The 14,589-nt window shown below is 67.4% G+C and carries 13 protein-coding genes; 10 read left to right on the forward strand and 3 right to left on the reverse strand.

Annotated features, from left to right (window positions below; genetic code table 11):
- Window positions 1–64 precede the first annotated feature (64 nt).
- Window positions 65–1,168 carry an oxygenase MpaB family protein gene (locus MAAFP003_RS29115; protein WP_165796337.1) on the forward strand — a complete coding sequence of 368 codons (1,104 nt, stop codon included), beginning with the start codon at window positions 65–67 and terminating at the stop codon, window positions 1,166–1,168.
- A gap of 129 nt (window positions 1,169–1,297) precedes the next feature.
- On the opposite strand, the gene MAAFP003_RS09215 is transcribed toward MAAFP003_RS29115, so the two are convergent.
- The gene (locus tag MAAFP003_RS09215) at window positions 1,298–2,131 is read right to left on the reverse strand and encodes a thioesterase family protein (RefSeq protein ID WP_207768495.1); all 834 of its coding nucleotides are present in this window, start codon (window positions 2,129–2,131) and stop codon (window positions 1,298–1,300) included.
- Window positions 2,132–2,168: 37 nt separating this feature from the next.
- On the opposite strand from MAAFP003_RS09215, the gene MAAFP003_RS09220 reads away from it, so the two are divergent.
- Window positions 2,169–3,701, forward strand: coding sequence for a class I adenylate-forming enzyme family protein (locus tag MAAFP003_RS09220; RefSeq protein ID WP_207768496.1), 1,533 nt, complete (start codon window positions 2,169–2,171; stop codon window positions 3,699–3,701).
- Complete coding sequence (locus MAAFP003_RS09225; RefSeq protein WP_096291005.1) at window positions 3,698–6,925, forward strand: acetyl-CoA carboxylase family protein; 3,228 nt, start codon at window positions 3,698–3,700, stop codon at window positions 6,923–6,925. Before MAAFP003_RS09220 ends, MAAFP003_RS09225 begins: the two co-directional genes overlap by 4 nt.
- 19 nt (window positions 6,926–6,944) lie before the next feature.
- Here MAAFP003_RS09225 and MAAFP003_RS09230 read toward each other — a convergent pair whose 3' ends face one another.
- The gene (locus MAAFP003_RS09230) at window positions 6,945–7,274 is read right to left on the reverse strand and encodes a PE-PGRS family protein (RefSeq protein WP_096291006.1); all 330 of its coding nucleotides are present in this window, start codon (window positions 7,272–7,274) and stop codon (window positions 6,945–6,947) included.
- Window positions 7,275–7,403: 129 nt separating this feature from the next.
- Here MAAFP003_RS09230 and MAAFP003_RS09235 point away from each other — a divergent pair, with 129 nt between their 5' ends.
- Genes MAAFP003_RS09235 through MAAFP003_RS09250 form a run of 4 tightly spaced genes read left to right on the forward strand, consistent with a single transcriptional unit; the run spans window position 7,404 to window position 11,693 of the window.
- Window positions 7,404–8,186, forward strand: coding sequence for an SDR family oxidoreductase (locus tag MAAFP003_RS09235; protein ID WP_096286288.1), 783 nt, complete (start codon window positions 7,404–7,406; stop codon window positions 8,184–8,186).
- Window positions 8,183–9,364 (forward strand): acyl-CoA dehydrogenase family protein, encoded by a 1,182-nt coding sequence (locus MAAFP003_RS09240; RefSeq protein WP_096286290.1) that lies wholly within the window; start codon window positions 8,183–8,185, stop codon window positions 9,362–9,364. Before MAAFP003_RS09235 ends, MAAFP003_RS09240 begins: the two co-directional genes overlap by 4 nt.
- Window positions 9,361–10,458, forward strand: a complete 1,098-nt coding sequence (locus MAAFP003_RS09245) for an acyl-CoA dehydrogenase family protein (RefSeq protein ID WP_096286292.1) — start codon at window positions 9,361–9,363, stop codon at window positions 10,456–10,458. The genes MAAFP003_RS09240 and MAAFP003_RS09245 overlap by 4 nt, the downstream gene beginning before the upstream one ends.
- 5 nt (window positions 10,459–10,463) lie before the next feature.
- Window positions 10,464–11,693 carry a glycosyltransferase gene (locus tag MAAFP003_RS09250; RefSeq protein ID WP_096286294.1) on the forward strand — a complete coding sequence of 410 codons (1,230 nt, stop codon included), beginning with the start codon at window positions 10,464–10,466 and terminating at the stop codon, window positions 11,691–11,693.
- Here the strand turns inward: MAAFP003_RS09250 and MAAFP003_RS09255 are convergent.
- Window positions 11,690–12,439 (reverse strand): dienelactone hydrolase family protein, encoded by a 750-nt coding sequence (locus MAAFP003_RS09255; RefSeq protein ID WP_096286296.1) that lies wholly within the window; start codon window positions 12,437–12,439, stop codon window positions 11,690–11,692. The two genes, MAAFP003_RS09250 and MAAFP003_RS09255, sit on opposite strands and share 4 nt — an antisense overlap.
- A 42-nt stretch (window positions 12,440–12,481) precedes the next feature.
- Between MAAFP003_RS09255 and MAAFP003_RS09260 the strand changes: the two genes are divergently transcribed.
- The 3 genes from MAAFP003_RS09260 to MAAFP003_RS09270 all read left to right on the forward strand — a co-directional run bounded on the left by MAAFP003_RS09260 (window position 12,482) and on the right by MAAFP003_RS09270 (window position 14,568).
- Window positions 12,482–13,282 (forward strand): thymidylate synthase, encoded by an 801-nt coding sequence (locus MAAFP003_RS09260; protein ID WP_096286298.1) that lies wholly within the window; start codon window positions 12,482–12,484, stop codon window positions 13,280–13,282.
- A 64-nt stretch (window positions 13,283–13,346) separates the two neighbouring features.
- Window positions 13,347–13,817, forward strand: a complete 471-nt coding sequence (locus tag MAAFP003_RS09265; protein ID WP_096291007.1) for a dihydrofolate reductase — start codon at window positions 13,347–13,349, stop codon at window positions 13,815–13,817.
- 55 nt (window positions 13,818–13,872) lie between these two features.
- Complete coding sequence (locus tag MAAFP003_RS09270) at window positions 13,873–14,568, forward strand: cell division protein DivIVA (RefSeq protein ID WP_096286300.1); 696 nt, start codon at window positions 13,873–13,875, stop codon at window positions 14,566–14,568.
- Window positions 14,569–14,589 lie beyond the last annotated feature (21 nt).

Below are 14,589 nucleotides of genomic sequence, written 5' to 3' on the forward strand. Positions count from 1 at the left end.
CGCAATAGGGGACTCCGGGTTGACGAACGCAAAGCTCAACGCAATGCGGAAGCAAGGCGATCCGGTGGCTGACCGCGCGGTCGATGCGGTGTTTGAAGACGGCGGTGTCAGCGAGGTCAATGCGTTGCTTCACAAGCTGGTGCGCGTCGACCAACCAGTCCCCGCGGAGCTGCCTGAGGCAGTCCAGAGGTACCTGGAAGACACCGTAGACCTGCCCGAGTGGGCCGACATGGACAAGATCGCGCGCGGACAGAAGCTTTTCGAGACTATGGGTCTCCAGATCACGCTGTGCTTGTTCTGCGCGTCGCTCCCGTCGGCATACGCGGCAGCCAAAGCCGTGAAGGTGTTGTATCTGACCGCGCAGCTGGATACCAACGCACGCCGACGGGTGATGGAGACCGCCCAGTTCCTGTTCGACGTGCTCAACCCCGGCGGCCTCGATGAGAACGGTGTGGGCCGGCGCACCATCCAGAAGATTCGGCTAATGCACGCGGCGGTGCGCCGGCTGATCCAAGAGCGCAGCCAACAGCAGCCGAACCTATGGCGTCGCCACTGGGGTACACCGATCAACCAGGAGGACCTGGCCGCGACGTTGCTGGTTTTCTGGTTCGTCGTCGGCGAACCGATGGATCATCTCGGCACGCCGGTGCTCGCCGAGGACAAGGACGCCTACCTGCATTTATGGAATGTCATCGGGCATCAGCTCGGCGTGCGCGATGAGCTGTTGGTATTTGACGTCGCCGAGGCCGACGCGCTAATCGACCTCATCCGGCGCAGGCAGTTCAGGGCTTCGCCAGAAGGGCAGGACATGACCCGTGCGCTCCTCTTGTTGCTCGACCAGCTGACGCCGGGGCACACCTTCGACAAGACGATCCCGCCACTGATCCGCCACCTGATCGGCGACAAGACTGCGGACCTGCTACTGGTGCCGCGGTCCAATCTGGGGGGTGATGTCAGGCGGATACAGTGCATCACCAACTGGTTTTTCGTTCGCGTTTTTGGCAACCCGGGCAAAAGCGATTCCGAGCGCTATGGCTTCGTCTCGGACATTGTCCGTCCGTTCACGGGCGAGCTCCTGCGCGAGATGTTCAAACTCGAGCGGGGCGGCGAGCGGGCGCAGTTCGCCTTGCCTGATCATCTCGCCCGCAGCTGGGAGCTTTCGAAGTGACCGGCGGGCAATAATTCGTCCGAGCTGTCGAATTTGAGACAATGCCCGCTTCTCGGGCGCACGAACCTGGAACAGATAGTTGGTCCCGCGGCTGTGCACGGATAGTGATGTGCAAGCCACGCGGCGGTACTACGCGTGGGTCGGTTTGAATGCGTCCGCGGGCTGTGCCACCGCCAGCGCGGAGCTGGTGCCAATGGGGCCGTGGCAGTCGAACAGGGTCGCCGCACCGGTGGCCACACCGGCCGTGCCGTAGTGGCTTTGGGCGGCGAGCCCCAGGAACTCACCGTCGGGCAGTCGGCTCGCGGTCACGGTGTAGTCGGCGTTGATGTAGCGCAATCCGCCTGTGCCCCAATGCGTCAGTGAGCTGGTGATATCGCCGGCGAAGGCCAGACGGGTAAACGGCGTCAGCGGGTGGCCGTGCACCATCGGGCGAAACAGCCTCGCCCAGGCGAACTTCTGCGCGTGCGACTGCTCCCATTCGCCGGCGGAGATGCCGGGACTGCCTTCGAAGGTCGCGCCGTATCCCCAGATGTGAAACGGCATGTCGGCCGGGAAGCCCTCGTAGAACGTCGGCAGCTCCGGCATCTGCACCGGGAAGGACCACACCTGGCCGTCCGGATGATCGCCGCGGCGCAGGAACAGCGCGCTGGCCCGCGCGACGATCTCGCCGCGTTGCATCAGGGCGGCGTCGATCAGCCTGATGCGGCGGCCTTCCCGTTGTATCGAGGTCTGAATCTGCACCGGGCGCAGTAGCACGGGTCGCAACAAGTCGACGGTCAGGCGGGCGGGCTGAAAGTCCGGATCGATGCCCGATTGTTCTATGCCCCAACCCAACAGGCCTCCGACGATCTGGCCGCCCATCGCCGCGCCCCACGGGCCTTTGGTCAGCGGGCCCGGAATGTAGGAGTCGCCGTCGACAGTGAAGAACGCCTCGGGCATGATGGCGGAATCGTCGATCGTCACCGCATCACGATAGGACACCGGATAGTAAGGACCGGGCATGCCTCCAGTGATCGAAATTTCGCGTGACCACAACCCGTTCGCCACGACGGGCGTCTCCCGCGATCGCGACGGTGTCCCGCGCTACGACGATCTGCCGGCCACGCTGCTCGACATGCTGGCCGAGCAGGTCGCCCGGCGTCCCGATAGCGAGGCGGTCGTTGAAGTAGGCGCCGGCCGATTGACCTACCGGCAGCTCTGGGACGGCGCGGCGCGGGTCGCCGGTGGGCTGCGGGCAGGCGGCGGGCAATGCGGTGACCGCATCGCGGTGCGCTACCCCGCGGGCCTCGACTGGGTGTTGGCATTCTGGGGCACGGTGATGGCCGGCGGCATTGCGGTGGCGGTCAACACGCGCTCGGCGCAGCCCGAGGTCGACTTCGTGTTGTCCGATTCGGGGGCACGGGTGGATCTGGCCGCGGGCACGCCGTTGCCCGATGGACAACCGTATGTGGCCGAAGGACTCACGCGCGGCGACACGGCCGCGATCTTCTACACCTCGGGGACCACCGGGCACCCCAAAGGCGTGCCGACCACCCACGAGGCGTTCGTCATCAACACCGAGAATGCGATCCGGTGCTCGGGAATTCCACGGGACCTCGGCGAGGGGATGCGCACCCTGATATCGGTTCCGCTGTTTCACGTGACCGGCTGCAACACACAGCTTTTGGTGGCCACCCGGGCGGGGGGAACGTCGGTGATCTTGCCGGCGCTCAACCTGGACGAACTGATCGCCACCGTGGCCGCCGAGCGGATTTCACAGCTGGTGACGGTTCCCGCGGTCTACTCTCTGATGTTGCGGCACAAGCGGTTTGCTACTACGGACGTGTCCGGCGTCGGGTGGGTGGGCTACGGTGGCGCGCCCACCGCCCCTTCGATGGTGCGGTCGATCAAGGACGCGTTCCCGGGGGCGACGGTGTTCAACGGCTACGGCATGACCGAGTCGGCCTCCCTGATGACCGTGCTACCCGACTCGTACGCCATCGAGCACGCCGACTCGGTCGGCTACGCGATCCCGTCGGTGGATCTCGGCGTGATCCCCAGCGGTGCGGATCCCGGTGTTGGCGAATTGGTGGCGCGCGGGGCCAACATCACGGCCGGATACTGGAACCGGCCGCAGGCCACCGAGGCCACCATCGTCGACGGGTGGCTGCGCACCGGCGATGTGGTCCGGGTCGATGCCGCGGGCCGGGTGCACATCGTCGACCGGCTCAAGGACATCATCAACCGCGGCGGCGAGAACGTCTCCAGCGTGGAGGTCGAGGGGGTGCTGCTGGCCGCACCCGGCGTCGCCGATGCCTGCGTGCTGGCGGTACCCGACGAGGTGATGGGAGAAAAGGTCGGAGCGGTGCTGTTCGGCGGCGAAGCGCGGATTGACGTGCCGGCCGTGCTCGAGCATTGCCGTGCCCAACTCGCTGACTTCAAGGTTCCGCAATACGTCACGATCGCGTCAGAAGTGTTGCCACGCAATGCCGGTGGAAAGCTGCTCAAAGCCAAGCTCCGCGGTGAGGTGCAATGGGGCGACCCGCTGCGATGAATGCGATGTTGCTGATCGCCAACCGCGGTGAAATCGCCCTGCGGATCGTCCGCACCGCAACCGAATTGGGTATGCCGACAGTTGCGGTCTACGCCACCGACGATGCCGAGAGCCCGCACGTGCATGCGGCCGACGAAGCGCTCGGTCTGCCGGGCAGTGGGCCGGGCGCCTACCTGGACCAGTCCTCGATTCTGGCGGCAGCGAGAAACGCCGGCGCGCAGCTGATTCATCCGGGTTACGGCTTCCTCTCCGAGAACGCCGATTTCGCCCGTGCCTGCGCCGCGGCCGGGTGCACGTTCGTGGGTCCGGATGCCGAAGTGCTCGAGGCGGTCGGCAATAAAACCTCCGCGCGTGCCGCCGCCATCGCCGCGGGTGTGCCGGTGCTGCCGGCGACCGACGGGCCCAGCAGCGTCGAGGATGTCCGGGCATTTTTCGCCGCTCGAGACGGGGCGATCATGATTAAGGCGGTGGCCGGCGGGGGTGGACGCGGGATGCGCCGCGTGGACAGTGCGGCTCAAATCGACGACGCCTACCGCCAATGTGCGGCAGAGGCGCAACTGGGATTCGGCAATCCGGCGGTATTCGCCGAGGGGATTCTCGACGACGCCCGGCACATCGAGGTGCAGGTCGTCGCCGCGCCGGCCGGGCCGAGAACGCATGCGCTCGCCCTGGGTGATCGCGACTGCAGCATCCAGCGGCGCTACCAAAAGATCGTGGAAATTGCGCCGGCACAGGGGCTTTCGGATGTGTTGCGCCGTGATCTGCAGGTGGCCGCGGCCCGGTTGTGCGCGCGGGCCGGTCTGCGCGGACTGGCCACCGTCGAATTCCTGGTCGCCGGTGAGAAATTCGTCTTCCTCGAGATCAACCCCCGCATTCAGGTCGAACACACGATTACCGAGGAGACCACCGGGGTAGACCTGGTGGCCGCCCAGCTGGCTATCGCCGGTGGCGCCTCCTACTACGAGTTGGGGTTGCCCTCGGGAATCGCCTCGGACGGTGAAGAAGTCATCGGTGAGCCGGCTGTTCGGCGCGGCATTGCGATACAGGCCCGGGTCAATATGGAAACCCTGACGTCAGACGGCAGCGTGGTGCCCACGGCGGGTGCCTTGACGGTGTTTTCGCCGCCGAGTGGTCCGGGAGTGCGGGTGGATACCTTCGGCCGCACCGGCCTGACATTGAGCACGCGATACGACTCGCTGCTGGCCAAGGTCGTCACCCATGTCCGCGGATCCTCGTTCAGCGCGGCGCTGCGTAAGTCGCGGACCGCGCTGGCAGAATTCGAGGTCGAGGGTGTCCGGACGAACATCAATTTTCTGCGAGAGTTGTTGTCCGACAGTCAGGTTCAATCTGGTGTGGTGGCAACGACCTTCCTCGACGCGAGGCTCCCCGAGCTGGCGGCCGCGGCGCTGACCCACGAGCATGACACCCGGGTCGCGTCCGTCGAGCTGTATCCCGGTGAGGACGCGCTGCGTGCCCAGCTGGCCGGCACCGTGGTGGAGGTGGCGCCCGAGGGTGCCGAGCTTTCGCCCGGTGGTCAACTGGTCGTGCTGGAGGCGATGAAAATGCAGCATGTGCTCGTCGCGCCGGATGCGCTGCGCACGGTCCGCAACCTCGTGGCCCCCGGCCAGGTCGTCGGCACCGGTGATCCGCTGGTGGTCTTCACCCGCACCGGGGACGGCGTCGGTCGCGAGTCCGCCAGCGCCGCAGTCGATCTCGACCGGCCCCGAGCCGACCTGGACGAGGCGCGGCGGCGCCACCTGATCACCCTGGACGAGGGCCGCCAGCCGGCGGTCGACAAACGGCACAAGCAGGGTCGTCGCACCGCCCGGGAGAACATCGCCGATCTGATCGACGACGGCAGCTTCGTCGAATACGGTGCGCTGGCCATCGCGGCGCAACGCAGCAGGCGCACGGACGAGGATCTCATTGCCAACACGCCGGCCGATGGTCTGGTTGCCGGCTTGGCGACCATCGGTGCCGACCGATTCGGGCGGGCCGCGGCCGAGGCGGTCGTCGTGTCCTACGACTACACCGTGCTGGCCGGGACGCAGGGCATGCGCAACCATGCCAAGACGGACCGTGTCTTCGACGTGGCCGCGCGAAAAGGGTTGCCAGTGGTGCTGTTTGCCGAGGGCGGTGGCGGGCGGCCCGGTGACACCGACGTCGGTGGCGCGGCCGGGCTGGACGTGCCGACGTTTCGGGTGCTCGCCGGGTTGCGCGGGCGGGTGCCGTTGGTGTCCGTCGTGTCCGGGCGTTGCTTCGCCGGCAACGCCGCGCTGGCCGGGGTGTGCGATGTGATCATCGCGACCCCGGACGCCAACATCGGGATGGGCGGGCCCGCGATGATCGAGGGCGGCGGGCTCGGGGTGTATCCGCCCGAGGCGATCGGCCCGATCGACGTGCAGCGCCACAACGGGGTGGTGAGCCTGGTCGCGCGCGACGAGGCGCACGCGGTAACACTGGCCAAGCAGTACCTGTCGTACTTCCAGGGCAGCATCGCCGACTGGGCCGCGCCCGACCCACGTCTGGCCCGGCATGTGGTGCCCGAGAACCGGTTACGCGCCTACGACGTGCGCCGCGCGATCGAGGCCATCGTCGACGTCGGCTCCGTCCTCGAGCTGCGGCCCGACTACGGCGTCGGCATCGTCACCGCACTCGTCCGAGTCGAGGGTGAGGCTTATGGGCTGCTGGCCAACAGCAGCCATCACCTGGGCGGCGCGATCGACGCCGAGGCGGCCGACAAGGCCGGTGACTTTCTCACCCTGTGCGAATCGTTTCGGCTGCCGGTGATCTCGCTATGCGACACACCGGGATTCATGGTCGGACCGGATGCCGAGAAACAGGCCGCCGTCCGCCGGTTCGGCCGGATGTTCGTGCTCGGTGCCCGGCTGACGGTGCCGCTCGGAATGATCATCTTGCGCAAGGGATATGGATTGGGCGCAATGGCGATGGCGGGCGGTTCCTTTCACGCTCCGCAGTTCACCGTCGCGTGGCCGACGGGGGAGATCGGCGGCATGGGCCTGGAAGGCGCGGTGCGCCTGGGCTTCAGCAAGGAGCTGGCCGCGGCGGCCGATGCCCAGGAGCGTGAGCAACTGTTCGAGAAGCTGGTGGCGGCGGCCTATCAACACGGCAAGGCGCTTCGGGCCGCCACCACGTTCGAGCTGGACGACGTAATCGACCCTTCAGACTCCCGGGCCTGGATCACCAGGCTCGCGAGAGTCTGAAGGGTCGTCTCTGGGGGAATCAGGCGTGGCCGGATCCGCAGCCGACGCCCGGCAGACATCCGGTGCCGCCCGGAACGCCACCCGGGCCCGCGTTCTGGCCGCCGGAGCCGCAGCCGACACCGGGGATGCAGCCGGTGCCACCGGGTCCTCCACCGGGTCCGCCGTTCTGGCCGCCGGAACCGCAGTTGCCGTTGGGGTCGCAACCGCCGCCGCCCGGGTCGTCCTTGAAGACGATGTGGGTGGGCGCGGGGCTGGTCATTGCCGGTGCGGTCGCAAAACTATCCGCCGCGGCCATCGGTGCAGCGGCGATCGCAGCAGCAACGGCGCCGCCGATGACTAGTGGTTTCAGGAGGGTCAATTTCGCTAACATGCGACTCGCATACCACGCACGCGCGCGGACAAAACCTCTCTGCGAAAGATTGATTGCAATCGACGTTCGTCGCTGACGCGGGCCCCACGACACAAAAGGTGTACAACGATGACCACACTGGATCTGACCGGCCGTACGGCGATTGTCACGGGGGCCTCGCGCGGAATCGGATTGGCTATTTCGCAACAGCTGGCGGCCGCGGGCGCCAATGTGGTGCTCACCGCCCGCAAACAGGAAGCGGCCGAGGCGGCGGCGGCTGAAGTAGGGGAACGGGCGCTCGGTGTCGGCGCTCACGCGGTCGACGAGGACGCCGCGCGCAACTGTGTGGAGATCACCCTGGAAAAGTTCGGCAGGGTGGACATTTTGGTCAACAACGCGGGTACCAATCCGGCATTCGGCCCGCTGATCGACCAGGATCACGCACGGTTCAGCAAGATCTTCGACGTCAATCTCTGGGCTCCGCTGCTGTGGACATCGCTTGTGGTCAAGGCATGGATGGGCGAGCACGGTGGCGCCGTCGTCAATACCGCGTCCATCGGCGGGCTGCACCAATCGCCGGGGATGGGGATGTACAACGCCACCAAGGCAGCGCTGATCCACGTCACCAAACAATTGGCTCTGGAGCTGTCGCCGCGCGTGCGAGTCAATGCCATCGCCCCAGGCGTCGTCCGCACCAGATTGGCTGAGGCGCTGTGGAAGGACCACGAGGATCCGCTGGGGGCGCAGATCGCGCTGGGTCGCATCGGCGAGCCCGTCGATGTCGCGAACGCGGTCGCTTTTCTGGTCTCCGACGCGGCGAGCTGGATTACCGGCGAGACGATGGTGATCGACGGGGGGCTGTTGCTGGGCGGCGCGCAGGGCTTCCAAATGCGCCCCGGGGACAACCGATGAGTAGCGACGACCTGGACGTACGGGTAACGGCACTGCTGGACGAGCACGACCCGGCGGCCAGCGACCCGCGCGATTTCCTCGGCGCGCAATTCGATGCCGGGCTGGCCTGGGTCCACCTGCCGCGGGGTTTCGGCGGCCTGGACCTGCCACGCAAAGCTCAGGAGTACGTCGACACCCGGCTCGCCGCGGCCGGTGCACCGGTGGGCGGGACGGTGAAGAACTACATCGGCATGGGCATGGCCGCTCCCACGATTGCGGCCTTCGGCACCGACGAGCAGAAGCGAAAGTTCTTGCGTCCGCTGTTCACCGGTGAACAGATCTATTGCCAGTTGTTCAGCGAACCCGGTGCCGGATCGGATCTGGCCGGGGTGGCCACCCGCGCGGTCCGCGACGGCGACGACTGGATTGTCAACGGGCAGAAGGTTTGGACGTCGCAGGCGCAGAACGCCCAGATGGCCATCCTGGTTGCCCGCACCGACCCGACGGTGCCCAAACACGCTGGCCTGACTTACTTTCTGTGCGACGTGACCCAGCCCGGTGTCGAGATCCGGCCGCTGCGCCAGATCACCGGCGAGGCCGAGTTCAACGAGGTGTTCCTCACCGATGTCCGGGTGCCCGACGCGAATCGGCTCGGACCTGTGGGCGGTGGCTGGCGGGTCGCGACCACCACGCTGAACAACGAGCGGGTCGCGATCGGCTCTCGTTCCGGTGTGCCCCGCGAAAGCGGCCACATCGGCAAGGTCGCCCAGGCGTGGCGAAACGAGCCCGCACTGCGTAATCCCGCGATGCACGACGAGCTGATGCGACTGTGGGTCGAGGCGGAGGTGCTGCGGCTGGCCGGCGAACGGTTGGGGCAGCAGGCCAGCACCGGCCAGCCCGGGCCGGAGGGCGCCGGCATGAAGATCGCCTTTGCGACGCTGGCGCAGGCGATCTCGGGGTTCGAGATCGAAATGCACGGCGAGGCGGGACTGCAGTACGACGACTGGACCATGCGCAGACCCGAGACGGTCGACCTGATCGGTCGCGAACCCGGTTACCGGTATCTGCGCGCGCGGGGCAACTCGATCGAGGGTGGCACGTCAGAGATCTTGCGCAACACCATCTCCGAGCGAATTCTCGGCCTGCCCGGCGAACACCGCGTCGACAAGGATATCGCCTGGAAGGACTTGGCTCGATGAGCATCGGTGATCTGCTGTACGCCGATACCGAGGACGCCTTGCGGGACAGCGTCCGTCACCTGTTCGCCGACCGGTGTCCACCCGAGGTGGTGGCCCAGGCCTATGATCCAGCGCCACAGGACTTTTCCGACGTGTGGCGGCGACTGGCCGGTGACCTGGGGATAGCCGGCCTGCTAGTGCCCGAGTCGCTCGGCGGTGCGGGCGCCAGCGCGCGCGAGGCCGCCGTGGTGATGGAGGAGATCGGCCGCGCGGTCGCGCCGGTACCGTTTCTGTCCAGCGCGGTGCTCGCCACGGTTGCGCTGTCGCGTGCCGGTGAGACCGACACCCTGTCCGCGCTGGCTCAGGGGGAGCAGACCGCCACGCTGGTGGTGCCGCTGTCCATCGCTCCCGGCGATCCGATCGCCGGCGTGAGCACCGGCCCGGACGGCTTGACCGGGGCGGTCAGCAGCGTGGCGGGCGCCGCCGAGGCCGACGTGTTGGTGGTGCCGGTCGCGGGCGCCGACGGACTCGAGTTGCACACCGTCTCCAGGAGTGCGGCCGGGGTCGAGGTGTCCCCGCTGCTGGCTCTGGATATGACGAGACCCCTTGCGAATGTCCAGTTTTCGGCGGCGCCGTCAACGCCTGTGGGGCCGGCGGGCGAATCGTTGACCGCGGCGCTGGAGACCGGTGCCGCGCTGTTGGCCTCCGAGCAACTCGGGGTGGCGCAGTGGTGCTTCGAGACCACCCTGGCTTATGCCAAGCAGCGCAAGCAATTCGGCCGCGCGATCGGGTCCTACCAGGTGATCAAACACCGGTTGGCGGATCTGTGGTTCGAGGTCGGGTCGGCGACGGCCGCGGCGCGCCACGCCGCGGACGCCTGCGCTCGGGAAGATCCGGACGCCAGCATCGCCGCGGCGGTCGCGCAGGCCTACTGCAGTGGCATCGCGGTGCATGCGGCGCAGGAGTGCGTGCAACTGCACGGTGGCGTCGGCATGACGTGGGAGTATCCCGCACACCTGTACCTCAAGCGGGCCAAGAGCGATCAGTTGGCCTTCGGCACCGCCTACCGTCATCGGGCCCGGCTGGCCGCCCTGGTCGATCTGCCGGTCGCGTAATCGCCATGCGGGTGCTGTTGTCGACGTACGACACCCGCGGCGGTGTCGAACCACTGCTGGCAGTCGCGGTGCAGCTGCAGGCGCTCGGCGCCGAGGCCGTGGTGTGTGCGCCGCCCGACGACGAATTCGCCGAGCGGGCAGCCGCTTTCGGGATACCACTGGTGGGATTCGGTCCGCCGGTGCGCGCGATGACGACCGCCGCGGCGCAGTCGTCGGAGGCGGACGTGCGCGCGCATGTGCTGGGTCTGCTCGCCGCGCAGTTCGACACGGTCGCTGCCGCTGCGCAGGGCTGCGACGCGATAGTGGCGACCGCCCTGGTGTGGACGGCGGCCGGCGCACGCTCGGTGGCCGACAAACTCGGCATCCATTACGTCTACGGCAGCTATCACCCGACCCACCTGCCGTCGCCGTATCACCCGCCGCCGGAGTTCGTGGGCCGGGCAATGGGGACCAGCGAGATCGACAACCGGATGATGTGGAACCACAACGCCCATAACGCCACTATGTTGTTCGGTCCGACGCTCAACAGTCACCGGGCCGCGATCGGCCTCGCCCCGGTGGACGACGTGCGCGGCTACGCCTACACCAACCGCCCGTGGCTGGCGGCCGACCCGACCTTAGGCCCCTGGCAGCCGCTCGCGGACCTGCACGTCGTGCAAACCGGCGCCTGGGTGCTGCCCGACGCGCGTCCCCTGCCGGCCGAGCTGGAGGAGTTCCTGGACGCCGGCACGCCACCGGTGTACCTGGGCTTCGGCAGCATGCCGCTGTGGGGTTCCAAGGATGTCGTCCCGATGGCGATCGAGGCCATTCGCGCCCAGGGCAGGCGTGTGTTGCTTTCGCACGGCTGGGCCGAGCTGGTGCCGATCGACGACCGCGACGACTGCCTCGCCGTCGGTGAGGTCAACCAGCAAGCGCTGTTCGGGCGGGTGGCCGCCGTCGTGCACCACGGCGGCGCGGGCACGACGACGACGGCAGCGCGCGCCGGCGTGCCTCAGCTCGTGGTGCCGCAGGGGGCCGACCAGGTGTACTGGGCCTGCCGGGTGGCGGAGCTGGGCATCGGCACCGCCTGCGACGGTCCGACGCCGCCCCCGGGCTCGCTGCCGGCCGCGCTCGAGATGGTCCTGGCCGACGAAACCCGCGCCCGGGCGAACGCGGTGGCGGCCATGACCCGCGGCGACGGTGCGGCGGTGGCGGCGAAGTTGTTGCTCGACGCGGTGAGTCAGAACAGCCCTTAGCGCGGCAGCGCCGAGGCGAAGAGCTCGGCCATCGCTCGCCAATGCCGCTCGGCCGCGGCCTCGTCATAGGGGGCGTTGTCCGGGACCGCGAAGCCGTGAGCCGCGGCGTACCACTCGATGGTGTGGCGCACACCGGCAGCCGTCAGCGCCTTGTCGAGCTGTTCGGCATGGTCGGTGGTGAACGACGCATCGTTCTCGGCGCCGCCGACGTAGACCGTGGCGGTCATCTTCTCGGCCAGCAGATGTGGGCTGTCCGCGGTGTCCGACACCAGGCCGCCGCCGTGGAAGGACGCCGCGGCCGCGACGCGGTCGGGAATCCGGCCGGCCACCAGCAGCGAGATGCGCCCGCCCATGCAGTAGCCGCACACGCCGAAGCGCTCACCGGATACCTCGGGGCGGTCCGACAGGTAGTCGAAGAACGCGCGGCCGTCGCTGGTGATCTTGTCCGGCGTCAGGTTGCCGATCATCGAAAACAGGCGCTTGCGTTCCTGTTCGTCGCCGAACACGCTGGCCATGTCGAACGGGGCCCAGCCGGCGTTGCGGTAGTACACGTCCGGTAACAGCACCGTGTAACCGAATCCGGCCAGTTTGGCCGCCATCTGCTGGAAGGTGTCGCGCACGCCGCCGGCGTCGGGATACATGATCACGCCGGGGTGGGGGGCTTGGGTGTCTGGGCCCCCGGGGGTGAACAGGTGGACCGTGCAAGTCCCGTCGGCGGTGGTGATGGTGTCGGTGATGTTCGGCATGGCACCCGTTCTACTCCTGGGGTCTAGACGTAAGCTTTCCGCGTGCCGATCCCCACACCCTACGAGGACTTGCTGCGCCTGGTCCTCGAGACGGGTTCGGTCAAATCGGACCGCACCGGCACCGGAACCCGCAGCCTGTTCGGTCGGCAGTTGCGCTACGACCTCTCGGCCGGGTTCCCGCTGCTGACCACCAAGAAGGTCCACCTCAAATCGGTGATCTACGAGTTGCTGTGGTTCCTGCGCGGCGACTCCAACGTCGGTTGGCTACAGCAGCACGGCGTCACGATCTGGGACGAATGGGCTAGCGACACAGGCGATCTCGGACCCATCTACGGCGTGCAGTGGCGATCCTGGCCGACCCCGTCGGGTGAGCACATCGACCAGATCAGTGCCGCCCTGGAAATGCTGCGCACCGATCCGAACTCCCGGCGCAACATCGTTTCGGCCTGGAACGTCGGCGAAATCCCGCAGATGGCCCTGCCGCCGTGTCACGCGTTCTTCCAGTTCTACGTGGCCGGCGGGCGGCTGAGTTGCCAGCTTTACCAGCGCAGCGCGGACCTGTTCCTGGGTGTGCCGTTCAACATCGCCAGCTATGCGCTGCTGACCCACATGATGGCCGCCCAGGCCGGCTTGGGTGTCGGTGAGTTCGTCTGGACCGGCGGCGATTGCCACATCTATGACAACCACGTCGAGCAGGTGCGCACGCAGCTCAGTCGCGATCCACGGCCGTACCCGGAACTTGTTCTAGCCCAACGGGATTCGATCTTCGACTACACCTACGACGACATTGTGGTGCGCAACTACGATCCGCACCCGGCGATCAAAGCTCCCGTCGCTGTATGACTCGCGCCGACGACGATGCAAAGCGAAGCGATGAGGAGGAGTGGCGCGCTTGACCACCGTCGGCATGGTGTGGGCTCAGTCCACATCCGGTGTCATCGGCCGCAACGGCGACATCCCCTGGAACGTCCCCGAAGACCTGGCCCGCTTCAAGCAGGTGACCGTGGGCCACACCGTGGTGATGGGCCGGCTGACCTGGGACTCGTTGCCGGCCAGGGTGCGCCCGCTGCCCGGCCGCCGCAATATCGTGTTGTCCCGCCGCAGCGACTTCGTCGCCGAGGGAGCCGACGTGGTTGACTCCCTTTCCGGGGCCCTGACCGACCCCGAAGCCTGGGTGATCGGCGGTGCCGAGATCTATCGGCTCGCGCTGCCGCACGCCACCCGTTGTGAAGTCACCGAGATCGAGATCGACCTGATCCGCGAGGACGAGGACGCGATGGCGCCGGTGCTCGACGAGACATGGCTCGGCGAGACGGGGGAATGGCAGGTCAGCCGCTCTGGGCTGCGGTATCGGTTTCACAGCTATCGTCGGTCCTGACCGCTCGCCTCGGCGCTAGGCGGTGTACGGAATTTCCAGGGAGGGGAAATTGGCAGTGATCACCGAACCCACAACGGCGTTTGCCCGCAAGTGGATGGGCTATGACTCGGCCGCGGTCGATGCGCACATCGAGATGTTGACCACCAAGCAGAATCTGCTGTTCAACGACGTCGAGAGCCTGCGGGCCCGGTTGAAGGACTCCGGCGAGGAAGCGGCCGCGCTGCGCAAGGAGGTCGCGGCGCTCACCGACACCTCGCCCGCGCCGCACGCGATGCAACAGCGAATGGCAAAGATGCTGAGCCGCGCCGTCGAGGAGATTTCCGAGATGCAGGCCGAGGCACGAGCCGAGGCGGAGGCGCTGATCAGCGCGGCCGAAGCGGAAATCGAGGCCGAGCAACGAAAGCACCGCGAGGTGTTGGCGGATTTTGCCGCGCAGCAAAAGGCCATGGAAGCCGAATACCGCGAAACCAGGGAAACGCTCGAGGCCGAACTGGCCGGCATGCGCGACGATGCCCACAAGGCGCGTGAGCAGCTGCTTGCCGACGCCAAGGAGCGAATCGACCGCGATCGTGAGCAGGCGCGGCGCGCGGTGAACGCCGCGACCGACCGGCGGATCAAGGTGCTGGAACAACTGATGGGCGTCTACCGCGACCTGGAATCGGTTCCGGCGGCACTCGAGGCGGCATACCACGAACAGAAGAATCCGCCGGACAGCACCGGCGCGGCGGACGAGAAGGTCAGCACGGGGTGAGCCTTCGCTGAAGGTGACCGG

The sequence above is a fragment of the Mycobacterium ahvazicum genome (genome assembly GCF_900176255.2).
Classification (GTDB): Bacteria; Actinomycetota; Actinomycetes; order Mycobacteriales; family Mycobacteriaceae; genus Mycobacterium; species Mycobacterium ahvazicum.